20 protein-coding genes are annotated in these 21,005 nt (G+C 65.8%); 8 read left to right on the plus strand and 12 right to left on the minus strand.

The genetic code is table 11. From position 1 onward, the window contains the following. The first annotated feature begins 21 nt into the window (after window positions 1–21). The gene (locus tag KTQ37_RS10160) at window positions 22–1,041 is read left to right on the plus strand and encodes an LLM class flavin-dependent oxidoreductase (RefSeq protein WP_218630402.1); all 1,020 of its coding nucleotides are present in this window, start codon (window positions 22–24) and stop codon (window positions 1,039–1,041) included. Here KTQ37_RS10160 and zapE read toward each other — a convergent pair. Beyond that, window positions 1,038–2,117, minus strand: coding sequence for a cell division protein ZapE (zapE, locus tag KTQ37_RS10165; RefSeq protein WP_218630403.1), 1,080 nt, complete (start codon window positions 2,115–2,117; stop codon window positions 1,038–1,040). The two genes, KTQ37_RS10160 and zapE, sit on opposite strands and share 4 nt — an antisense overlap. A gap of 143 nt (window positions 2,118–2,260) precedes the next feature. On the opposite strand from zapE, the gene KTQ37_RS10170 reads away from it, so the two are divergent. Genes KTQ37_RS10170 through lpxK form a run of 3 tightly spaced genes read left to right on the plus strand, consistent with a single transcriptional unit; the run spans window position 2,261 to window position 4,754 of the window. After that, the gene (locus tag KTQ37_RS10170; RefSeq protein ID WP_218630404.1) at window positions 2,261–2,518 is read left to right on the plus strand and encodes a DUF4170 domain-containing protein; all 258 of its coding nucleotides are present in this window, start codon (window positions 2,261–2,263) and stop codon (window positions 2,516–2,518) included. Between the two features lie 14 nt (window positions 2,519–2,532). Next, window positions 2,533–3,765 (plus strand): 3-deoxy-D-manno-octulosonic acid transferase, encoded by a 1,233-nt coding sequence (locus tag KTQ37_RS10175; protein WP_218630405.1) that lies wholly within the window; start codon window positions 2,533–2,535, stop codon window positions 3,763–3,765. Next, a complete protein-coding gene (gene lpxK, locus KTQ37_RS10180) occupies window positions 3,765–4,754 on the plus strand; it encodes a tetraacyldisaccharide 4'-kinase (protein WP_218630406.1) in 990 nt (329 codons plus the stop codon). The genes KTQ37_RS10175 and lpxK overlap by 1 nt, the downstream gene beginning before the upstream one ends. A 9-nt stretch (window positions 4,755–4,763) precedes the next feature. On the opposite strand, the gene KTQ37_RS10185 is transcribed toward lpxK, so the two are convergent. The 6 genes from KTQ37_RS10185 to KTQ37_RS10210 form a co-directional block, all read right to left on the minus strand. Then, complete coding sequence (locus KTQ37_RS10185) at window positions 4,764–5,933, minus strand: TIGR03862 family flavoprotein (protein WP_218630407.1); 1,170 nt, start codon at window positions 5,931–5,933, stop codon at window positions 4,764–4,766. Then, entirely contained in the window at window positions 5,930–7,243 is a 1,314-nt protein-coding gene (locus KTQ37_RS10190) for a mechanosensitive ion channel family protein (RefSeq protein WP_218630408.1), read from the minus strand. Before KTQ37_RS10190 ends, KTQ37_RS10185 begins: the two co-directional genes overlap by 4 nt. A gap of 61 nt (window positions 7,244–7,304) precedes the next feature. Next, entirely contained in the window at window positions 7,305–8,327 is a 1,023-nt protein-coding gene (gene holA / locus KTQ37_RS10195; protein WP_218630409.1) for a DNA polymerase III subunit delta, read from the minus strand. After that, window positions 8,324–8,818 (minus strand): LPS assembly lipoprotein LptE, encoded by a 495-nt coding sequence (gene lptE / locus KTQ37_RS10200; protein WP_218630410.1) that lies wholly within the window; start codon window positions 8,816–8,818, stop codon window positions 8,324–8,326. Before lptE ends, holA begins: the two co-directional genes overlap by 4 nt. After that, entirely contained in the window at window positions 8,805–11,372 is a 2,568-nt protein-coding gene (gene leuS / locus KTQ37_RS10205; RefSeq protein ID WP_218630411.1) for a leucine--tRNA ligase, read from the minus strand. Before leuS ends, lptE begins: the two co-directional genes overlap by 14 nt. 140 nt (window positions 11,373–11,512) lie before the next feature. Further along, the gene (locus KTQ37_RS10210; RefSeq protein ID WP_218630412.1) at window positions 11,513–12,010 is read right to left on the minus strand and encodes a DUF3576 domain-containing protein; all 498 of its coding nucleotides are present in this window, start codon (window positions 12,008–12,010) and stop codon (window positions 11,513–11,515) included. A 281-nt stretch (window positions 12,011–12,291) separates the two neighbouring features. Between KTQ37_RS10210 and KTQ37_RS10215 the strand changes: the two genes are divergently transcribed. The 3 genes from KTQ37_RS10215 to KTQ37_RS10225 all read left to right on the plus strand — a co-directional run bounded on the left by KTQ37_RS10215 (window position 12,292) and on the right by KTQ37_RS10225 (window position 15,047). Then, a complete protein-coding gene (locus KTQ37_RS10215; RefSeq protein WP_218630413.1) occupies window positions 12,292–13,236 on the plus strand; it encodes a porin in 945 nt (314 codons plus the stop codon). A 202-nt stretch (window positions 13,237–13,438) separates the two neighbouring features. After that, window positions 13,439–14,296, plus strand: a complete 858-nt coding sequence (locus KTQ37_RS10220) for a porin (RefSeq protein WP_218630414.1) — start codon at window positions 13,439–13,441, stop codon at window positions 14,294–14,296. 91 nt (window positions 14,297–14,387) lie between these two features. Then, window positions 14,388–15,047, plus strand: a complete 660-nt coding sequence (locus KTQ37_RS10225; RefSeq protein WP_218630415.1) for a YggS family pyridoxal phosphate-dependent enzyme — start codon at window positions 14,388–14,390, stop codon at window positions 15,045–15,047. 3 nt (window positions 15,048–15,050) lie between these two features. On the opposite strand, the gene KTQ37_RS10230 is transcribed toward KTQ37_RS10225, so the two are convergent. Then, on the minus strand, window positions 15,051–15,608 hold the full coding sequence (locus KTQ37_RS10230) for a L,D-transpeptidase family protein (RefSeq protein WP_218630416.1): 558 nt from the start codon (window positions 15,606–15,608) through the stop codon (window positions 15,051–15,053). Then, complete coding sequence (ribA, locus tag KTQ37_RS10235) at window positions 15,608–16,687, minus strand: GTP cyclohydrolase II (RefSeq protein WP_218630417.1); 1,080 nt, start codon at window positions 16,685–16,687, stop codon at window positions 15,608–15,610. The genes KTQ37_RS10230 and ribA overlap by 1 nt, the downstream gene beginning before the upstream one ends. Before the next feature lie 150 nt (window positions 16,688–16,837). Between ribA and KTQ37_RS10240 the strand changes: the two genes are divergently transcribed. Continuing rightward, window positions 16,838–17,524, plus strand: coding sequence for a response regulator transcription factor (locus KTQ37_RS10240; RefSeq protein WP_218630418.1), 687 nt, complete (start codon window positions 16,838–16,840; stop codon window positions 17,522–17,524). A gap of 30 nt (window positions 17,525–17,554) precedes the next feature. Here the strand turns inward: KTQ37_RS10240 and KTQ37_RS10245 are convergent, their stop codons facing one another. From KTQ37_RS10245 to mutL, 3 genes are read right to left on the minus strand one after another with little or no spacing between them, the layout of a single operon-like run. Further along, a complete protein-coding gene (locus tag KTQ37_RS10245; protein WP_218630419.1) occupies window positions 17,555–17,899 on the minus strand; it encodes a DUF3775 domain-containing protein in 345 nt (114 codons plus the stop codon). Window positions 17,900–17,958: 59 nt separating this feature from the next. After that, on the minus strand, window positions 17,959–19,116 hold the full coding sequence (locus KTQ37_RS10250; RefSeq protein ID WP_218630420.1) for a DNA recombination protein RmuC: 1,158 nt from the start codon (window positions 19,114–19,116) through the stop codon (window positions 17,959–17,961). Next, the gene (gene mutL, locus KTQ37_RS10255) at window positions 19,113–20,972 is read right to left on the minus strand and encodes a DNA mismatch repair endonuclease MutL (RefSeq protein WP_218630421.1); all 1,860 of its coding nucleotides are present in this window, start codon (window positions 20,970–20,972) and stop codon (window positions 19,113–19,115) included. The genes KTQ37_RS10250 and mutL overlap by 4 nt, the downstream gene beginning before the upstream one ends. Between the last annotated feature and the right edge of the window lie 33 nt (window positions 20,973–21,005).

Genomic DNA, 21,005 nt, shown 5'->3' on the forward strand with positions numbered 1-21,005 from the left:
GCCCAACAGCAGGAGCGCATCATGAGCCTTGAATTCGGCCTCGACACCTTTGGCGACATTACCCGCGATTCGGGCGGCAACCGCTCGGGCGCGCAGGTCATCCGCGACACGCTGGCCGAGGGGATCCTGGCCGATCAGGTGGGCCTCGATTATTTCGGTCTGGGCGAACATCACCGCCCCGATTTCGCGATTTCCTCGCCCGAGCCGATCCTGGCGGCGATCCTTGCCCGAACCGAACGGATCAAGGCGGGCACCTCGGTCACGGTGCTCTCGTCGGATGATCCCATTCGCCTCTTTCAGCGATTCGCCACGCTCGACGCCATCGCTCCGGGCCGGGCCGAGATCACCATCGGGCGCGGCTCGTTCACGGAAAGCTTCCCGCTTTTCGGCTACAAGCTTGATGATTACGAGACGCTGTTCGAGGAGAAATCCCAACTTCTGCACCTGCTGACGACGCAGGACAAGGTCAGCTATCAGGGCAATCACCTGCCCGATCTGCGCGGCGTGACGGTCTATCCGCGCCCCGAAGAGCCGCTGCGCGTCTGGCGCGGCGTGGGCGGCAGCCCGCAATCGGTGGTCGAGGCCGCGGCGATGAACATGCCGCTGGTGATGGCGATCATCGGAGGCAGCCCCTCGCGTTTCGCGCCGCTGGTTGATCTTTATCACCGTGCGCATGCGCAGATCGGCACGCCCGTGCAGCCCATCGGCGTGCATTCGCCCGGTCATGTCGCCCATACCGATACTGAGGCCAAGGAAGAGTTCTTCCCCGCCTATGCCGAGATGCATGACCTGATCGGGCGCACGCGCGGCTGGCCGCGTCTGACCCGCGAGGCCTTTGAATCCGAGATCGCGCATGGCTCGCTTTACGTCGGCTCGCCCGAGACGGTGGCACGCAAGATCGCCAATACGGTTAAGACGCTTGGCCTTGCGCGCTTCACGCTGAAATACAGCGCAGGCCCGCAGGCGCCGGAAAACCTGCTCAAGACGATCGAGCTTTACGGCACACGCGTCGCGCCCATGGTGCGCGAGTTGCTGGCCTAGGCCTCGGCGCCCCAGTCGGCGCCCTGCATCTCGCGCAGGCGGCTTGCGGTGCGCTCGAATTCAAAGGTGCCCTCGCCCTCGATATAAAGCCGCTCGGGCACATCGGCGGCCGAGCAGATCAGGCGCACCTTGGCCTCATAAAGCGCGTCGATCAGGATGACGAAGCGTTTGGCCTCGTTGAAGTTCGAGGCGGATAGCAGCGGGATATCGTCGATCATCAGCACCCGCACCGCCTCGCCGATGGCGAGGTAGTCGGCAGGCCCCAGCATCGCGGCGCAGAGATCCCAGAAGGACGCGCGCCCGACGCCGTTGTGGAAATGCTCGATCACCACCTGACGGCCCTTGACGGTCAGCACAAGGCGCGAAGCCTCGTCATGGCCGGTCAACTCATCCCACAGCGCATCCATCCGCGTGCGCGCGGCCTGGCCGAGCGGCTGGAAATAAACCTCTGCACCCGCCAGCCGGTGCTGGCGATAGTCGGTCTCGCTCTCGATCTCATGCACGTCAAGCTGGGTGCGCAGGACGCCGATGAAGGGCAGGAAGAGCTGGCGGTTGAGGCCGTTCTTGTACAGATCCTCGGGTACCCGGTTCGAGGTGGTCACCACGGTGACGCCCAGATTGAACAGCGTCTCGAACAGGCGGCCCACGATCATCGCATCGGCGATATCGGTGATCTGCATCTCGTCGAAGCACAACAGCCGCAGTGAGGCCGCGATCTCCTTGGCTGCGGGCATCAGCGCGTCTTCCACCTTGGCGCGGCGGGCGACGTCGATCTTGGCCTGCACCTCCTGCATGAAGGCGTGGAAGTGGACGCGCCGCTTGGGCACATCGACCGCGTCGCAAAACAGGTCCATCAGCATCGACTTGCCGCGCCCGACCCCGCCCCAGAGGTAAAGGCCGCGCACCGCCTCGGGTGGTTTGGCGAAGAGCCCGAAGATCCCCGCCTTCTTCGCCGGGGCCTCCAGCTGCTCGCGCACCTGCTCGAGCATCGGCAGCACCGCGCGCTGCGCGGCATCGGCATGGAGCGTTCCCGCGGCGACCCGCGCGTCATAGATCTCGGTCAGCGTCTGTTTCATCTGATCTAGGTATCGCGTGATGTGGGCTTTGAAAAGAAGGCGTTTACGCGGGTTTCACAACCAATCGCCGCAACGCGGCGCTTGTGACATTGCGGTGCTTGCACTAGTGTCCCGCAGCGCAGCAATACCCGACAGGAGGACCCATGTCCAAACCGAGCCCTCAGCGCCTTCACCTCGTTTTCGGCGGTGAACTGGTCGATCCGCAGCGCAGCGAATTCAAGGATGTGGACAAGATCCATGTCGTCGGCATCTTCCCGAACTATGCCTCTGCCTATGCCGCCTGGAAGGCCGAGGCGCAGCGCACCGTCGATGACGCCCACAGCCGCTATTTCATCGCGCATCTGCATCGTCTGCGCGACGAGGAAGCCGCCGCCTCCTCGACCGAAGAACTCGGCAACTGAGCCGCACGGCGGTCATGCAGCGCTCCTTCCTGCTCTGGCTACGCCTTGCGCTGGCCGGTTTGCGCCGGCCGGGACCGGAAGCGCGCCGTATCGCCGCCGAGCCGCGCCCGGAAGGCACGCTGATTTGGCTGGTGCTGAACGACAGCGCCGAGGCCACCGCCGATGCGGCGCTTCTGGCGCGTCGTCTGAACCGCCTGCGCCCGCAGCTGAACCTGATCGTCACGACCCGAGGCCCTATCGCGGACAGCATCGCCTGGCCGCAGCGCACCCGGATCGAGGCCATGCCGGAAAATACCCCGGCCTCGATGCGCATGGTGCTGGATAGCTGGCGGCCCGACCTGATCGTGTTGATCGGCAATGATCTGCCCGCCGCGCTGATCTGCGCCGCGCGCAGCGTGCCGATCCTGCTCGTCGATGTGCATCTGGCGGGTGGCACCACCCGCAACCCGTTGCTGCGCAACGAGGCACGCTCGCTTTTGCGGCGGGTGCGGCGGGTTCTGGTGCGCGACGCCGGAACCTCCGAGACGCTTCTGGCGCTTGGCGTCGATCAGGCGCGCGTCGAGATCGGCGGGGTGATCTCTGACCCGCCCGATCCTCTGTCTTGCTCCGATGCCGAGCGCTCCTCGATCGCGCAGCAGATGCGCGCGCGCCCGGTCTGGCTGGCGGCCAGTGTTCCCGAGGATGAGATCGATACCGTCATCGCCGCTCATACCCATGCGCTGCGCCTTGCCCATCGGATGCTGCTGATCCTGGCGCCCGATGCGACGGGCGATGCGACCGAGCTTGCCGACAAACTGAACGCCGAGGGCTGGGTGGTCGGGCGCCGCTCGCTTGAGGGGGAGCCGGACGAAGAGATGCAGATATTCCTGGCCGACGATCCGGGCGATTACGGGTTGTGGTATCGGCTGGCGCCGGTCACCTACATGGGCGGCACGCTTGGCGAGGGCGCGCAGGCGCCGCGCTCGCCGCTTGAACCCGCAGCGCTTGGCTCGGCCATCGTGCATGGTCCGAAAACCGCCCCCCATGCCGCCGAGTTCGCCCGGTTGAGCGAGGCCCGTGCCGCGCGTGCCGTGATGGCGCCCGGCCAGCTTGGCGAGGCCGTCGCCGAGCTTATCGCCCCCGATCGTGCCGCGATTCTGGCGCATAACGCCTGGGCCGTGACCTCGGGCGGGGCAGGGGCCGTGGAGGCCACCGCGCGCGCCATCGTGACAGAGCTTGACCGCGCCGCCATTGCGAGGGCCAACTGATGGGCGCGCCGCTGTTCTGGTTCACCCCTCCCGAGGCCCCCGCGCCGCTGGCTCGGCTGCTGGCGCCGCTTGGGCGGTTCTATGCACAGGCGACCGCGCGGCGGTTGCGGCAGACCGGGCAGGCGGTCGACGTGCCGGTGATCTGCGTGGGCAATATCAACGCGGGGGGCACCGGCAAGACGCCCACGGTCATCGCGCTGGTGCAGCACCTCACCGCGCGCGGGGTTGTCGCCCATGTCGTCAGCCGTGGCCATGGCGGCAGCCTGACCGGCCCCGTGCGCGTGGATGAACGCACCCATACTGCGGATGAAACCGGGGATGAGCCGCTTCTGATTTCCGCCTTCGCGCCGACCTGGGTCGCCAAGGACCGTGCGGCGGGGGCGCGGGCGGCGGTTGCGGCCGGGGCGCAGGCCATCGTTCTGGATGACGGGCACCAGAACCCGGCGCTGATCAAGGATCTGTCGATCGTCGTGGTCGATGCGGTCAAGGGCTTCGGCAATGGCCGCTGCCTGCCCGCAGGTCCGTTGCGCGAGCCGGTCGAGGCGGGGCTGAGCCGCGCCGATCTGCTGCTGTCTATCGGCGCCCCCGCCGCGCAGGCGGCTTTCGCAGCAAGTTGGGGGGGCAAGATCAGCGTTCCGCATCTGACTGGAGCACTCGCGCCCCTGCAGACCGGGATGGACTGGGAGGGGCTGCGCGTTCTGGCCTTTGCCGGCATTGGTCATCCCGAGAAATTCTTTGCCACCCTGCGCGGTCTTGGCGCCGAGGTGATCCGGGGCGAGGCGCTGGAAGATCACCAGCCCTTCACCCCACGCCTGCTGACCCGGCTTGAGACCGAGGCACGGCTGCTTGGTGCGCAGATGGTCACGACCGAAAAGGACGCCGTGCGCCTGCCCGCGGCCTTCCGCCCCAATGTGCTGGCGCTTCCGGTGCGGCTTGAGATTGCCGATACCGCTCCGCTGGATGCGGCACTGACGCGGCTTGGGCTGTAAACGCCGCGCCTAAGCGGCCAGATGACGCGCGGCCGCCAGCCCGGCATGATGCCCGGTGGCAAGGCAGGCGGTCAGCAGATAGCCGCCCGTCGGGGCCTCCCAATCCAGCATCTCACCCGCCGCAAAGACGCCGGGCAGGGCGCGCAGTTCCAGATCGGGGCTTAGCGCGGCGCGGGCGATACCCCCGGCGGAAGAAATCGCCTCGGCAATCGGGCGCGGCCCGGCGTGGTGAACGGGCAGCAATTTGATCAGCGCCGCCAGCGCGGCAGAGTCTTGCGGCAGCGGGCGGCCCCATTCGTTCAGCAGCGCGATGCGCAGCGCGTCGAAATGCAGTGCCTTGCGCAGCCGGTTCGTCAGGCTCTCCTTGGCGGGCAGCCGGGCCAGACGCTCGGCGATCTGATCCGCGCCCAGATCCGGCGCGAGGTCGAGCGCAAGCGGGCTGCCATCGCGCATCTCCGCCGAGACGGCATAGATCCCGCCGCCCTCGATCCCGCGCGCCGAGATGACGAACTCGCCCCGCGTGACGCCGCCGTCGGTGATCAGCGCAGCACCTTTCACGGGCGTGCCGAAATGGCGCTGCATATGGGGCGACCAGTGCACCACAAAACCCATGTTCGCGGGGCGGAACGGGGCGATCTGCACGCCCTTGTCCGCCAGCCACGGCACCCATGCCGCGTCCGAGCCCAAGCGCGGCCAGCTTGCCCCGCCAAGCGCCAGAACGGTGACGCGTGGGCGCAGGCTGACCTGCCCCTGCGACGTGTCGAAAAGGAAATCGTCGCCTGCAAAGCCGCGCCAGCACCAGCGGGTGCGGATCTCGACGCCGAGGCCCACAAGCCGCCCGATCCAGGCGCGCAGCATGGGCGAGGCCTTCATGCCAACGGGAAAGACCCGCCCGGTCGAGCCGGTGAAAAGTTCGATCCCCAGGCCGCGCGCGAAATCCTGCACCGCCTCAGGGGCAAAGGCATCGACGTAGCCTGTGATCCAGTCGTCGCGATAGGCGGCGGTGAAATCCGCCTCGACCTTGGTCAGGTTCAGCCCCGACTTGCCCGCCATCAGGAACTTGCGCGCGAGCGTCGGCTTGGCCTCGGCCAAGTGCACGCGATAGCCCGCCCGCCCGATCTGTTCCGCCGCCATAAGGCCTGCCGGACCGCCGCCTATGACAAGCGCGTCGAGGGTCATGCCGGCAACGTGCCCCGGATCTCGACCACGCGATGGGGGTAGGGCATGGCGATCCCGGCGGCGGTCAGCGCGCGCCAGACCTCCATCCGGACCTGGCTTGCGTATTTGTTCTTGCCGTCGTCGATGCCGTTCACCCAGTACTCCAGGCTGAAATCGACCCCGCTTTCGCCAAATCCCGCAAGCTCGCAATCCGGGCCCTCGGGCGCCTTCAGCACAAAGGGCAGCGCCGCGACGGCGGGCACGACAACATCGGCCACGCGCTCCAGATCGGTCTCATAGGCGACCTGAAAGGTGACTTCGTAGCGGTTGGCTGAGCCCTGATCCGAGTAGTTCACCACGCGCGAGGTGATGAAATGCTCGTTCGGGACGACGATCCACTTGCCGTCGAAGGTTTCCAGGATGCAGGCCCGCGCGGTCATGCGCACGATGGTGCCCTTCTCGCCGCCGTCGAGTTCCACATAGTCGCCAACGGTGGTCTGGCCCTCGATCAGCAGGATGATCCCCGAAACGAAGTTGGCCGCGATCTGTTGCAGGCCAAGCCCGACACCAACGCCAAGCGCGCCGCCCAGAACCGCCACGGCGGTCAGGTTGATACCCATGATCGACATCAAGAGCAGGAAGGCCGCGCCGAAAATGGCGATCTCGGTCGCTTTGGCGGCCAGCTCGCGCGTGGCTGGGCGCAGGCCTTGCTGGGCCTTGATGTAGCTCGCGCTTTGCCGGTTGGACCAGGCGCCCATCCAGAACAGAAGGCTGCCCGCGATCACCCCGCGGATCAGCGCCATGACCGAGAAATGAATATTGCCTAACTCGATTGTCAGGCTTTCCAGCCAGGTGACGATCGGCCCAAGCGCGCCAAGCGCGTAAAGCGCGGCGGCGGGTACCAGAACGTAGCGCCCCAGAAGGCGCAGGAAGGGCTCGCGCAGGATGTCTTGCGCAAAGGCGCGGGCGGCCATGAACAGAAACACGCGCTTGCCAAAGGCGATCACCGCGCCGGAGCCAAAGAGCGAGCGCGTGAAGGCCTCACCCACCGCCGTCAGCCCGTAGGCCAGCAATGGCACCAGCAGCGGCAAAAGCAGAAGCGACCAGCGTCGGATCATCGCGAAGGGGCCGCTGGCGCCCTCGGGCGGGGTGATCAGCGCGCTGAGTTGCGTGCGGAACCGCCGCCCGAGCAGATGTGCCATCACCCAGGCCATGCCGAGCAGCACGAATTGCGACCATGCGGCGGGGCTGGTCGCCCAGTCCTGCGCCGTTGCGAGCCAAGGTGCGAGACGGTCCTGCAATGAGTCGATAAGCGGGCTTAGCTGTTCCATGATCTCATCCGGTCGGGTTTGGCCACAGATCGCATGGCAGGCCCGGCATCACAAGCCGCGCCTAGCGCCGCGCCATCATCGCCAGACGCAGCAGCGCGCGCTCCATCACCGCCATTTGCGGCGCCTTCGAGGTCGAGCGCAGCGTCAGGTCGGTCTCGATCAGCAGCTTGAGCGCCTCTTCGAGCCGGAACATGCCCCAAGCCTGTGCCTGCCGCTGCATCCGGTCGCGGCGCGGCCCGAAGACCGGCGGGCGCATCCGTTGCAGCCCCGCGCCCGGCCCGCCGGGGTCGGAGGCGGCGAAATGCAGCGCCCGGAAATGGCGCAGCGCGGCGATGGCCATCTGAACGGGCTGCACGCCCTGCCCCTCGATCCGGCGCATGGTCTGGCCGAGTTCACCGGTGCGGCCCTCGGCCACGATATTGAGCACGTCATCCACCTCGGCCTCGATCGTGGCGGGGGCGCAGGCGGCAACATCGGCGGGGGCCAGCGGGGTCGTGTCGCCGAACTTGTACAGCGCGATCTTCTCGACCGTCTGGCGGAAATCGCCGGGATCGAGCGCCTTGGCCAGTGCAAGCAGATCGGTCATCGCCTCGGGCGCGATATGGTGCAGACCGGCGCGCTTGAGCGTGTCCTCGATCTCTTCGCGCGAGGGCGGATCGTCATAGATGCCAATGGCATAGGCGTTGGAATGGCCCTCGAAAATCTTGCGAAGCGCGGATTTCGCGGTCAGCGAGCCTGCGGTGACGACGATCTGGGCATCGCCCTCGCGCCAGTCCTTGACGGCTTCGGCGATAACCGGGGCGAGTGTGTCGGTCGCATCCTCGACAAAGGCCACGCGCGGGCCGGGGAAAAAGCCCACGGCCTTCATCGCATCCATCAGCGCCGCGCCGTCCTTGCGCAGCTCGGCCGCGGGAATGCGGGACAGGCGCATTTCGGCCTCGCCCTCAGGGCCGATCAGGGCGGCGATCACCTCTTGCCGGCGCAGGGCCACGCGCATCGCATCCGCACCGAAGATCAGAAGGCCGGTGCGGTCGGCTTCGGGGCGCGCGAAGTAACGGGTCGCTGCGACACCGGCCAGCTTCATTGCGGCAGCGATCCGGCCTGCGCGAGCAACCGGGTCACGATCTGGTCCGCCAGCATCCGCATCAGGCGCTCATGTGCATCGATTTCGGCGGCCTGGGTCGAGACGATCGAACCGGTCGCAGACCAGGAGGTGAAGGAGCTTACCCGCCCGGTCAGCAGCACCGCATCCGAGGCGCGATCATGCAGCCGATATTCCGCCGAGCCGGTCAGCGAATAGCGTGTGGTCGCGTTGTCGGGCGTGATCGCCTGGCCGATGGTTTCGGTGTTGAGCTTGTAGGCCAGCCGGTAGCGCGCCGCGCCCGCCGGACCAAGCCGTTCGCTCAGCCGCCGCACCAGCGCGAATTCGTCGCGGGTCTTGGGGGCATCGGCCTCGACCCCGCCGAGAAGCGCCGTGCCACCACCCTGCGGCCCGTAGGCCGGGGTGAAACCGCAGGCGCCGAGGGCCAGGGCCCCCGCAAGCACAAGAAATTTCCGACGGTCAGATGACCACATTGACGATGCGCCCCGGCACGACGATGAGTTTCTTCGGCTGACCACCGGCCAGCGCCTTGAGCACAGCTTCGTCCGCCAGCACCAGCTTTTCAACCTCTTCCTTCGGCATCTCCTTGGGAACGGTGATTTCGCCGCGGCGCTTGCCGTTGATCTGGATCGGCAGGGTCACCGAATCCTCGGCCAAGAGCGCGGGATCGGCCTTGGGCCAGGGCGCGGTGACAACGAAACCCTCGCCGCCAAGCGCGGCCCAGATGTCCTCGGCCAGGTGCGGCACCATCGGCCCCATCAGCTGCGCCATCAGCTTCATCGCCTCGCGCTTGACCGGGTTCGAGGCACCCGATTTCGACAGCGTGTTGGTCAGGCCGTAAAGTGCTGCGACCGCCTTGTTGAAGGCAAAGCCCTCGATCGAGCGGGTGATCTCGTCCACCGCCTTGTGCGTGGCGCGCAAAAGCGCCTCATCCTCGGCCTCGCCTGCACCGCCCACGCCTTCCGCGATCTCGGCGGCGATGCGCCAGACGCGGGCAAGGAACTTGGCCGTCGCTTCGGCGCCCGAGGCGGTCCATTCCACGTCGCGCTCGGGCGGGCTGTCGGACATCACGAAGAAGCGCGCCGTGTCGGCCCCGAAGGAGGCGATGATATTCATCGGATCGACGACATTCTTCTTGGATTTCGACATCTTGGCCGAGGGGATGATCTCGAGCTTTTCGCCCGTGACCTTCACCACGCCGGCCTCGCGGTCGATGTCTTCGGGCAGGTGGTAGACCGGTCGGCCCGCGCTGTCGCGGGTCATGTAGATCTCATGCGTGACCATGCCCTGGGTGAAGAGCGCGTTGAACGGCTCGATCGCCTTGGCGGGTAGGTGGCCGGTGCGGTGCATCGCGCGGGCGAAGAAGCGCGAGTAGAGCAGGTGCAGAATCGCGTGCTCGATGCCGCCGATATACTGATCGACGTTCATCCAGTAATCGACATCCTCGGCCACGGTCGGCGTGGCGGCGTGGGGCGCGGTGAAGCGCGCGTAATACCACGACGAATCGACGAAGGTATCCATAGTGTCGGTTTCGCGCTTGGCGGGCGCGCCGCAGCTTGGGCAGGTGCAATCGCGCCAGGTCGGATGCCGGTCAAGCGGGTTGCCCGGCTTGTCGAAGGACACGTCATCGGGCAGTTGGACGGGCAGGTTTTCCTTCTTCTCGGGCACCACGCCGCAGGTCGCGCAATGGACGACCGGAATCGGGCAGCCCCAGTAGCGCTGGCGCGACAGGCCCCAGTCGCGCAGGCGATAGTTCGTCACGCCCCGGCCGATGCCGTTTTCCTCGCAGAATGCGATGGCCGCGGCGACGGCCTCTTCGCCGGTCTGCACGGTCTCGCCCGCGAAGCCGCGGATATAGCGCACGCGCTCGGACTTGAGCGGCACGAATTCCTCGGTGGGTACAAGATCGGCCTCGGCGGTGTCGTCCGCCTCGGGGCGGAAGACCGAGTGGATCGGCAGTTCGTATTTGGTGGCGAATTCAAAGTCGCGCGCGTCATGGGCCGGGCAGCCGAAGATCGCACCGGTGCCGTAATCCATCAAGATGAAGTTGGCGATATAGACCGGCATCTCCCAGGCCTCGTCGAGCGGGTGACGCACACGGATGCCGGTGTCCATGCCCAGTTTCTCGGCGGTCTCGATGGCCTCTTCGGTGGTGCCACCCTTGCGGCATTCGGCGACGAAAGCGGCGATCTCGGGGTTGTGGCGCTCAAGATGCTTGGCCAGCGGGTGATCGGGCGAGATCGCGGCAAAACTGGCGCCCATCAGCGTGTCGGGGCGGGTCGTATAGACCTCGATCCGGTCGAAACCTTCCGGCGCGTCGATGGTCGAGAAGGCAAATTGCAGACCGCGCGACTGGCCGATCCAGTTTGCCTGCATCAGGCGCACCTTCTCGGGCCAGTCCTTGAGGCCGTCGAGAGCGCCCAACAGTTCACCGGCGAAATCCGAGATGCGGAAGAACCACTGCGTGAGTTCCTTGCGCTCGACCAGCGCGCCCGAGCGCCAGCCGCGCCCGTCGATCACCTGCTCGTTGGCCAGAACGGTCATGTCGACCGGGTCCCAGTTCACCACGGCGTTCTTGCGATACACGAGCCCCGCGTCGAGCATGTCGATGAACATCGCCTGCTGCTGGCCGTAGTATTCCGGGTCGCAGGTGGCGAATTCGCGGCTCCAGTCGATCGACAGGCCAAGCGGCTTCATCTGCCCGCGCATGTCGGCGATATTGCCGTAGGTCCAGTCCTTGGGGTGGCCGCCCCGCTCCATCGCGGCGTTTTCGGCGGGCATCCCGAAGGCGTCCCAGCCCATTGGGTGCAGCACCGAGAAGCCCTGCGCCATCTTGTAGCGCGCGACCACGTCGCCCATCGTGTAGTTGCGCACATGGCCCATGTGGATGCGCCCCGAGGGGTAGGGGAACATCTCGAGCACGTAGTATTTCGGCTTGGCCGGGTCGCGCTTGGCGGTGAAGACGCCGGCCTCATCCCAGGCGGCTTGCCATTTCTGTTCGGTCTGGCTCGGTTCGTAGCGCGACATTTCGGCCCCTCATGCGGAATTCTGCGTGCCGTAGCTACACCGTGAGGGGCAACAACGTCCAGACTGCCAAGGGAGCAAGGCAAAAAATACTCCCGCCGCGGAGACCGAGGCGGGAGCGCATCTTGCCTGTCTGCGGCGCCTTAGAGGTTGGCGTCGCGGATCCGGATCTGCCGGGCGCGGGTGAGAATCGCATCCTCGACCGCGCGCACCGTCTCGGCCGAGACAACGCCGCCGCGGCTTTCGAGCGAGACCTTGAGGCTGCGCGCATCCAGTGCCGGGTCGGTGACGTAAACGGTGGCCTTATAGGCGCGGCCGCCGCCGGGCGGGGTGCCGTAGCCCGTCACGATCACGCCCGAGAAAGGGTCGACCGATTGAATCGGCAGGAAGTTCAGCACTTCAAGCGATGCCTGCCACAGATATTTGTTGACCTCGACCGTCACGTTCGGGTCGTCGGCATTCCCGAATAGCTCCCAGATCGTATCGGTCTTGTCGCGACCTTCCTCGACCTGCGGGGCGACCTGGGCATCGGGGCCGGTATTGTCGCCGAACAGGTTGCCGCTGCTGATGCCGCCGCAGCCCGAGACCGCAAGCACGAGGCCGCAGATCGCGCTGGCGCGCAGAAAGTCACGCATGTTCATCGGCTACTGCCTCCGTCCGCCTAGGTTTTCAGACTTGTGCCCGTACTATGCCTGTCTCTAGCCCAAGGCCCCAAGCCCGACAAGGATTTTCCCGCGTATTACATCATGCTTCGCCGCGCTGGCCGGTTTGCGGACTGTGGCAAGAGTGCACCATGCACGGCGGCAATTCCTGGAAGGGGGAGGTTTGCGTTGCATTGCAGGGGCCAAGGCGTGAAATAGCACCATACCCAAATCGGAGTGACCCGAGTTGGGGTTTACCTTTGACACAATGAGGGAAAACGATGAAAAAGGTTCTTCTCGCGACGACCGCTCTGGTGTTCTCGGCTGGCTACGCTGCCGCTGAAGTCACCATCTCGGGTTCGGCCAACATGGGCTTCAAATACGCCGAGCACGGCCTGGCCTACACCAGCGAATCCGCCGATCCGATCACCTGGAAAGACACTGCTGGCTGGTACGAAATCGACATGACCGTCACCGGCACCATGGAATCGGATGCTGGCCTGACCTTCGGCGCCACGATCGATCTCGACTCGGTCTACGGCAACGACAACCAGAACTACGGCGGCACCGTGTTCGCCTCGGGCGCCTTCGGCACCTTCACCATGGGCAATGTTGACCCGGTCGCTGACGACTACGGTCTGACCGACATCGGTTTCGACGGCATCGGCACCGACGACGTCGCCGAACTCGGTAACTACTCGTTCGGCGTCAAGTTCCTCGAAGGCATTTCGGGTGTTGACCTGGCCGATGTTAATTTCGGCGTGACCGCCGACGCTCGTTGGGACTACTCGGTTGGCGCCATCACCCTCGGCGCCTCGCTCGACACCGTCAACGAAGACTACTCGATCGCTGCCGCCTATGACTTCGGCATCGTGAAAGCCGCTCTGGCCTACTCGCAGGACGACCTGACGGACTCCGACTCGACCCAGTTCAAGCTGAGCGGCTCGCAGAACGGCTTCGGCGGTGAGTTCTTCTATGCGACGAGCGATCTCGCTGACTCGTGGGGCATCTACGGTTCGTACAAGACCGGCGCTCTGACCCTCGAAGCTTCGTACTCGGAAGCCGATTTCGACAACGCCCTGCCGCCGGGTCTCGGTGGTGAGAGCATCGACGCTTGGGGTATCGGTGCCAAGTACGACCTCGGCGGTGGTGCCAAGGTTGCCGGCGGTATCGGCGATCTCGAAGGCAGCACCGTTGCTGACCTCGGCGTGACCTTCTCGTTCTAATCCTTACGGATCTGAATGACGGAAGAGCGGGCTTCGGCCCGCTCTTTTCGTTTTCTGACGGCTTTTTGTAGCGCCGATGCCGCAGTTGCGCGGAAAGATCGTGCGCTGATACCGGTTCGATTGAAGCGGCCCTCGTTTGCGCGCATTGTCTCCTCAGCACACGGCGAGGTTTCATCGCCGTTCTCGAATGAAGGGGCAGATTATGAAGAACGTTCTTCTTGCGACCACCGCGCTGGTTTTTTCGGCGGGCTTTGCGGCGGCCGAAGTGACCATGAGCGGCGAAGCCAACATGGGCTTCAAGTACAGCGAGTTTGGTCTTGACTATGCGGACCAGAAAACCGCTGGCTGGTATTCTATTGAACTCGATATCATCGGTACGATGGCGACGGATACGGGCCTGACGTTCGGTGCCTCGGTGACCCTCGAGTCGGACTACGAAGACGGCGACAACCAGGGCTATAGCGGCGTGGTTTTCGCTTCGGGCGCGTTCGGCACCATCTCGGTTGGCGTGCTTGACCCGATCGCAGACGATTACGGCCTTCAGGATATCGGTTTCGACGGAATCGGCATCGACGACATCGCCGAAGACGCTGGCTTCCTCGGTGAGGCCGATGTGCGTTGGGATTACGCGACCGGCGACTTCACCTTCGGCGTTTCGGTGCACACCATCTATGAAGATTACGGCGTCGGTATCGGCTACGATCAGGGTGCGTTCAACTTCGGCCTGACCTACGATCACTTCGAAGACGGCTCGAACGACGTGAACACGACCTCGCTGCTGCTCGGCTATGAGGCGAATGGCTTTGCCGGCCATATCTACGTCACCGATGCCACCGATAATGGCACTTCCTATGGTATCTACGGCTCCTACGTGACCGGCCCGTGGCTGTTCGAAGCCGCCTACGCCAAGGCGGATGACGATTCGCTCACCGCGCCCGGCGTGGATGCTTACGGTATCGGCGCGAAATACGAGCTCGGCGGCGGCGCCCAGCTGGCGGGTGGCATCGGCGCGATCGATAGCGACACCGTTGCCGATCTCGGTGTGACCTTCTCGTTCTGATCCCAACGGACAGTACGATGCGAGAGCGGGCCTTGGCCCGCTCTTTTCTTTTATGCGCTGACGTGGTGTCTTGCGCCAAAAGGAGGGTTCCATGGGACTGAGCGAGATCACTACGCGGATTGCGCAGGCTGAGGCGGCAGCGGGCCGCGCTGCGGGGTCCGTCGCGCTGATTGCCGTCTCCAAGGTGCAACCGGCCGAGCGGGTCGAGGCCGTTCTGCGCGAGGGGCATCGACTCTTTGGTGAGAACTACGTGCAGGAGGCCGCACGCAAGTGGCCCGCATGGCGCGCGGCCTTTCCGGGTGCGCAGGTTCATATGATTGGCCCTTTGCAGACCAACAAGGCCAAGCTGGCGGTGGAGTTGTTCGAGGCGATCCACACGCTCGATCGCCCTTCTCTTGCCGTCAAGCTGGCCAATCTGGCGCAGGCGCGCGGCACGAGCCCCGAGTTATTCGTTCAGGTCAACACCGGCGCCGAGCCGCAAAAGGCGGGCGTGCTGCCGGACGGGGTGGATGCTTTCGTGGCCGAGGCGCGCGCGATGGATCTGCCGGTCGTGGGCCTGATGTGCATTCCGCCCGAAGACGAGGACGCCGCGCCGCATTTTCAGATGCTTGCGCAGATGGCCGCGCGGAACGGGCTAAGCGGCTTGTCGATGGGCATGAGCAGTGATTTCGAGGCGGCGATTGCCGCCGGGGCGACGCATGTGCGCGTGGGTTCGGCCATCTTCGGCGCGCGGGATTACGGTGCGCGGTAGGGCTTAAACCTTGTCATGTGGCAGGCCCCGGGGCGCTGCCCCGGACCCCGAGGTATTTTGCTCCAGGAGAAAGCAGGCGAGCGGCGGGATCTCGATCTCGGCGCCGGGTTCAAGGCGTTGGGCGAGCCAGAGCAGATCCGCGCGTCTGAACGCGAGGCAGCCTGCGGTCGGGTAGCCCGCGCGGCGGCGCTGATGCAGGAAGATCGCGGAGCCATGGCCGGGCACCGCCATCGGATAGTTCCAGTCGGTGACGAGGACGATGTCGTAGAGCGGGTCTGCGCGGCGCAGGGTTTCGTGGCTGGCGTGGAATGGTGCGCGGACGCGTTGGTTGTAGTGCGGGTGATCGGCGGCATCGCACCACAGATCACGCGGACCGATCGGGCGTGCCCAGGGCGCGGGGCGGGGCAGGCGGTCTGCGCGCCAGAACATTTCGAGGATGCGCAGGCGACCGATCGGGGTTGCGCCGTCGCCTTCGCGTTTGTCGCGCCGCAGACCGCCGCGGCCGATCTCGACCGGGAGGGTCCGGTTGCCGACCCGCAGCCCGGCGGGCGTAAGGCGCATCACAGGATATGCCCCGATTTTTCCGCCTTGGTGGCAAGGTAGGCCGCGTTGTGACGGCTGAGGCCCACGCGCAGCGGCACGCGCTCGACGACCTTGATCCCGTTTGCCTCAAGCATCCGCACCTTGGCGGGATTGTTGGTCAGCAGGCGCACGGCGTGAAAGCCGAGTTTCTTCAGCAGGGCCGCGCCGATGCGGAAGTCGCGCTCGTCATCCTCGAAGCCGAGGCGGTGGTTCGCCTCGACCGTATCGAAGCCCTGATCTTGCAGCGAATAGGCGCGCATCTTGTTGGCGAGGCCGATACCGCGCCCCTCCTGGTTGAGGTAGAGCAGGATGCCTGTGCCTTCATGCCCCATCTGCGTCAGCGCGGCGTCAAGCTGCGGGCCGCAGTCGCATTTCAGCGACCCAAGCACATCGCCGGTGAAGCAGGCCGAGTGCAGCCGCGCCAACACGGGTTTGTCGCGCGCGGGGGAGCCGATCTCGATGGCATAGTGTTCCTCGCCGCCATCATCGGGGCGGAAGATGTGCAGCCGGCCCTTCTCGGCCGCGCGCATCGGCACGCGGGCGGCGGCAACGGGTGCGAGGACCGTCTCGGCGGCGATCTCGCGCAGCGCATCATTGGCGTCGAGCGCCGTCAGCCCCTCGGCCGGGGGCGAGGGCGGCGGTGCGAGGATCGCGGCGGGCAGCAGATGCGCGGATTTCGTCAGCGCGATGGCGGCCCGGGCAAGGGTTGCGTCTCCGCCCCGCTCGGCGCTAAGCGGGCCTTTCATCGGCATGGCCAGATCGTCCGCCGGGTCGGCCAATGCCTGAAGCCAGTCAAGCTCGGCATCGGCGGGCACGCGGATGCGGGCCAGATCGGTGTCATAGATCCGCGCCTTCAGCGTCTCGGCGCGGCGCGCGGTCAGCACCAGCACCAGCGGCCCGAGCTTACGCAGCGCCGCAAGCCGCGCGGGGCTGAGCGTCTCGACGGCGACCGCAAGGCAGCTGTCGGACAGCACAACAGGCAGCCCCATGCGCAGATCGGCGCGCGCGCGGTTGAGCCGTTCGGCAGGGGTCGGGCCAAGGGAAAGGGCGGTATCCATAGCTCGTGACATAATCGTTTGTGCAACAAATTGAAACATATCCCGCGCTGGCGTCACCTCCGCGTGAGAAAGATTTCACACCCCTTGCCGTGCACGTGATCGGGCCTCAGCTTGGCCCCAACGAACAGAGCTGACGAAAGGGAGGCACCCATGGCTGGTCTGAAAAAGATCCTTCTGGTTGACGACGATACCGATCTGCGCGAGGCGCTGGCCGAGCAACTGATCGCCACCGACGATTTCGAAGTGTTCGAGGCAGGCTCGGGCGTGGAAGGGGTAGAGAAGGCGAAGGTCGCACTATACGACCTCGTGGTTCTTGACGTCGGTCTGCCCGATACCGACGGGCGTGAGCTGTGCAAGAAGCTGCGCAAGCTGGGCGTGAAATGCCCGATCGTCATGTTGACCGGCCATGATACCGATGCCGACACGATCCTGGGGCTCGACTCGGGGGCGAACGACTACATCACCAAGCCGTTCAAGTTCCCGGTCCTTCTGGCGCGTCTGCGCGCGCAGCTGCGCACCCATGAGCAATCCGAGGACGCGGTGTTCCAGCTTGGGCCGTATACGTTCAAGCCCGCGATGAAGATGCTGATCGACGCGAAAGAGCGCAAGATCCGGCTGACCGAGAAGGAAACCAATATCCTCAAGTTCCTCTACCGCGCGACCGATGGCGTGGTGCCGCGCGACGTGCTGCTGCATGAGGTCTGGGGCTACAATGCGGGCGTTACCACGCATACGCTGGAAACGCACATCTACCGCCTGCGCCAGAAGATCGAGCCCGATCCCTCGAACGCGCGGTTGCTGGTGACCGAATCCGGCGGCTACCGTCTGGTGGCGTGAATTGGAAAGGCGGCCTCAGGGCCGCCTCTTTCATACCGAGGGATAGGCCTCCTGCTCGGCGTCTTCGGGGTCTATGCCAAGCGCGCTCAGCCCGTCTTCGAGGTAATCGGCCAGCATCGGCACACCCATGAGGTAATCCTCGGTCGGGGCCGTAGCCTCGGCGCGGGCAGTGTTGAAGGCCTCGTCGAATTCGCTCGCATCAAAGGTCTCGCGACCGATCCACATGATCGCGGTCAGCGCGGCCTGCTCTTCCTCGTTCAACGCGGCGATGAAGGCGCGCAATTCGCGACCCTGCCCCGAGCCGGGCAGATCGGCGTCGAACTTGCGGGCGCGAACGATGACATGGGCGACTTTGGCGGGGCTGATCGGTAGCATAACGTCCTCCGTATGGCGCCAGTTTCGCGCCAGTTACGGCCCTGCGCAAGCGCAATCGCTCAGGGTTTGATCTGGACGATGCGCGGGGCGTCGGGTTCGGGGGTAAGTTCCTCGAAATCGAAATTATCAAGGCGATGCGCGCGCTTACCGGCCTTCTCGGCCGAGATCTTGATTTCCTCGATATCCTTGGCGGCCTGGGTGAAATGCCGGTCAAGATTGCCCACGCGGGTGCCCAGACGATCGACGTCCTGGTAAAGCGCAGCCAGCTCTTTGCGGATCGCCCCGGCCTGCTCGCGCATCCGCGCGTCTTTCAGCACGGCGCGCATGGTGTTGAGCGTGGCCATGCAGGTCGTGGGGCTGACGATCCAGACCTTGGCCGTGAAGCCTTCGCGCACCAGTTCCGGGAAATTGGCGTGCAACTCGGCATAGACGGCCTCGGAGGGCAGGAACATCAGCGCCCCGTCGGCGGTTTCGCCCTCAAGGATGTATTTCTCGGAAATCGCCTTGATATGGCTGCGTACGGCAATACGCATCATCCGCTGCGCCTCGATCAGCTGGCTCTGGTTCTCGGCGCGGCGCAGGGCCTCATAGGCCTCCAGCGGGAATTTCGAGTCGATCACGATGGGGCCGGGCGGGTTGGGCAGATGGATCAGGCAGTCCGCCCGCCGTCCGTTCGAAAGCGTCGCCTGCATCGTGTAGCTGTCCGAGGGCAGCGCCTTGTGCACGATGTCATTGAGCTGGATCTCGCCAAAGGCGCCACGGGTCTGCTTGTTCGACAGGATGTCCTGCAACCCTAGCACATCGCCCGAGAGCTTCTCGATATTGGCCTGTGCCTTGTCGATGGCCTCGAGGCGCTGGTGCAGATCGCCAAGCGAGCGTGCCGTGCGCGTGGCGGTGCCGTGCAGGCTTTCGGTCATCGAGCGGTTCACATCGGCCAGGCGCTGCTCCATCAGGGCCAGCACCTTGGTCTGGCTCATGGCCTGCGCCTCGGAGACGTGATGCAGCCCCCCGGCAAGCTGGTGCTGCCCGTCCGAGAGCGCTTGCACACGCTGCGAAAGCTGCACCATATGGCCCGCCAGCGGGTCGATCGCCTGGGCTGAACGCCCCGCCGCGCGCAGCACCATGATCAGTAAAAGCACGATCAGCCCGCCGCCGATTAGCAGCGCCAGAACAAGCGGGTCGCCAAGGTCGATCTGATGGGTGCCGATGGTGATCATGTCCGTCCGAAAAGCCGTTCGATATCGCCAAGCCGTAGCTCGACATAGGTGGGGCGGCCGTGGTTGCACTGGCCGGAATGGGGGGTGGCCTCCATCTCGCGCAGGAGGGCGTTCATCTCTTCGACGCGCATCTGACGGCCCGAGCGGATCGAGCCATGGCAGGCCATGCGGCTCAGCACTGCCTCGATGCGGGCCTGCACAAGCTGGCTGTCGCCAAGGTCCGCAAGCTCATCCAGCACATCGCGCAGAAGCGCCGCAGCGTTGATCTCGCCCAATATCGCCGGGGTTTCGCGCACCGCGACGGCGCCGCCGCCGAAGGGTTCGATGCCAAGGCCGAGACGCGCGAGATCGTCGGCCAGATCCAGCAACCGCGCGGCATCGCCGGGCGAGAGTTCAACGATCTCGGGGATCAGCAGCGCTTGTGCGGCGACGCCCTTTTCAGCCATCTGGCGCTTGAGGCGCTCATAAACCAGCCGCTCATGCGCCGCGTGCTGATCGACGATCACGATGCCGGTCTCGGTCTGGGCGATGATGTAATTCTCATGCACCTGCGCGCGGGCGGCACCTAGGGGCTTGGTCGTCAGTTCGGGCTGCGGCGCGGGGTCCGCCACGCGGGCCGAAGGGGCAATGGGCGCATCGAAGACGGGCGAGGCTTCGGCGAAGCTTGGCTGGTTCAGCGGGGCCTGCGCGCTATAGGCGCTGCGGATCGCGCCAAGGCTCGGGCGGTCCATCTGGTAGATGCGCGGGGATACGGGTTCCTCGGGGCGCATCGCGCCAAGCGTCGCGCTGGCCACGGTGCTTGAGGCCCGATGCCCCGCCTGCGACAGCGCATGGCGCAGCCCGCCCACGATCAGCCCGCGCGCCACGCCGGATTCGCGAAAGCGCACCTCGGCCTTGGCGGGGTGGACGTTGACGTCCACGCGCTCGGGCTCGCAGCTGAGGAAGAGCACCGCCGCCGGGTGCCGGTCGCGCGAGAGGAAATCCATATAGGCTGCGCGCAGGGCCCCGATCAGCATCTTGTCGCGCACCGGGCGGCCGTTCACGAAGAGGAATTGCTCGACCGCAGCGCCACGCGAATAGGTGGGCAGGGCGGCATATCCGGTCAGGCGGATCCCCTCGCGCTCGGCGTCGATGGGCAGGGCGTTGTCGGCGAAGTCGCGGCCAAGCACACGGGCGAGCCGCCCCGAAAGCGCACCGAACAGCTCGCCCTGTTCGGCATCGGCGCGGAAGATCTCGCGCTCATTGCCGCCCGAGGTGTCGATCAGGCGAAAGCTGACATAGGGCTCGGCCATGGCGAGACGCTTGACCACATCAGCGATGGCCTGCGCCTCGGCGCGGTCGGTGCGCAGGAACTTGAGCCGCGCGGGCGTCGCGTAGAACAGATCGCGCAGCTCGACCACGGTGCCCCGGTTGAGCGCGGCGGGTTTGACCGGCCCGATCTGCCCGCCCGCGACGGTGATCTGTGCGGCGTCGAACCCCTCGGCGCGCGAGGTGATCGTCAGCCGCCCGACGGCGCCAAGCGAGGGCAGCGCCTCGCCGCGAAAGCCGAAGGTATGGATGTTGAGCAGGTCCGATCCGTCGATCTTCGAGGTGGCATGGCGGCTCAGCGCCAGCGGCAGATCCTCGGCGGTCATGCCGCAGCCGTCGTCGGTGATGCGGATCAGCGTTTTGCCGCCATCGGCATAGGCGATCTCGATGCGCGAGGCCCCGGCATCAAGCGCGTTCTCGATCAGCTCTTTCACCGCCGAGGCCGGACGCTCCACCACCTCGCCCGCCGCGATGCGGTTGGCGGCGGCATCGTCAAGTTGCCGGATGACGGGGCGATTTGCGCCTATATTGGGGGGCTGTGCATTCATCCTACAAGGGATAGCACAGCCCTCGGCCAAGCC

It is taken from the genome of Sedimentimonas flavescens, assembly GCF_019264375.1.
In the GTDB taxonomy this organism is placed as follows: Bacteria; Pseudomonadota; Alphaproteobacteria; order Rhodobacterales; family Rhodobacteraceae; genus Rhodobacter; species Rhodobacter flavescens.

Coding starts and splice junctions, on each gene's coding strand:
- KTQ37_RS10250 (WP_218630420.1), bottom strand. CDS start 19,116: ATGATCACCATCGGCACCCATCAGATCGACCTTGGCGACCCGCTTGTT.
- lptE (WP_218630410.1), bottom strand. CDS start 8,818: ATGTGGTCATCTGACCGTCGGAAATTTCTTGTGCTTGCGGGGGCCCTG.
- leuS (WP_218630411.1), bottom strand. CDS start 11,372: ATGTCGCGCTACGAACCGAGCCAGACCGAACAGAAATGGCAAGCCGCC.
- KTQ37_RS10245 (WP_218630419.1), bottom strand. CDS start 17,899: ATGCTACCGATCAGCCCCGCCAAAGTCGCCCATGTCATCGTTCGCGCC.
- zapE (WP_218630403.1), bottom strand. CDS start 2,117: ATGAAACAGACGCTGACCGAGATCTATGACGCGCGGGTCGCCGCGGGA.
- KTQ37_RS10215 (WP_218630413.1), top strand. CDS start 12,292: ATGAAAAAGGTTCTTCTCGCGACGACCGCTCTGGTGTTCTCGGCTGGC.
- KTQ37_RS10190 (WP_218630408.1), bottom strand. CDS start 7,243: ATGGAACAGCTAAGCCCGCTTATCGACTCATTGCAGGACCGTCTCGCA.
- lpxK (WP_218630406.1), top strand. CDS start 3,765: ATGGGCGCGCCGCTGTTCTGGTTCACCCCTCCCGAGGCCCCCGCGCCG.
- holA (WP_218630409.1), bottom strand. CDS start 8,327: ATGAAGCTGGCCGGTGTCGCAGCGACCCGTTACTTCGCGCGCCCCGAA.
- KTQ37_RS10220 (WP_218630414.1), top strand. CDS start 13,439: ATGAAGAACGTTCTTCTTGCGACCACCGCGCTGGTTTTTTCGGCGGGC.
- KTQ37_RS10210 (WP_218630412.1), bottom strand. CDS start 12,010: ATGAACATGCGTGACTTTCTGCGCGCCAGCGCGATCTGCGGCCTCGTG.
- KTQ37_RS10185 (WP_218630407.1), bottom strand. CDS start 5,933: ATGACCCTCGACGCGCTTGTCATAGGCGGCGGTCCGGCAGGCCTTATG.
- KTQ37_RS10225 (WP_218630415.1), top strand. CDS start 14,388: ATGGGACTGAGCGAGATCACTACGCGGATTGCGCAGGCTGAGGCGGCA.
- ribA (WP_218630417.1), bottom strand. CDS start 16,687: ATGGATACCGCCCTTTCCCTTGGCCCGACCCCTGCCGAACGGCTCAAC.
- KTQ37_RS10230 (WP_218630416.1), bottom strand. CDS start 15,608: ATGCGCCTTACGCCCGCCGGGCTGCGGGTCGGCAACCGGACCCTCCCG.
- KTQ37_RS10175 (WP_218630405.1), top strand. CDS start 2,533: ATGCAGCGCTCCTTCCTGCTCTGGCTACGCCTTGCGCTGGCCGGTTTG.
- KTQ37_RS10160 (WP_218630402.1), top strand. CDS start 22: ATGAGCCTTGAATTCGGCCTCGACACCTTTGGCGACATTACCCGCGAT.
- KTQ37_RS10170 (WP_218630404.1), top strand. CDS start 2,261: ATGTCCAAACCGAGCCCTCAGCGCCTTCACCTCGTTTTCGGCGGTGAA.
- KTQ37_RS10240 (WP_218630418.1), top strand. CDS start 16,838: ATGGCTGGTCTGAAAAAGATCCTTCTGGTTGACGACGATACCGATCTG.
- mutL (WP_218630421.1), bottom strand. CDS start 20,972: ATGAATGCACAGCCCCCCAATATAGGCGCAAATCGCCCCGTCATCCGG.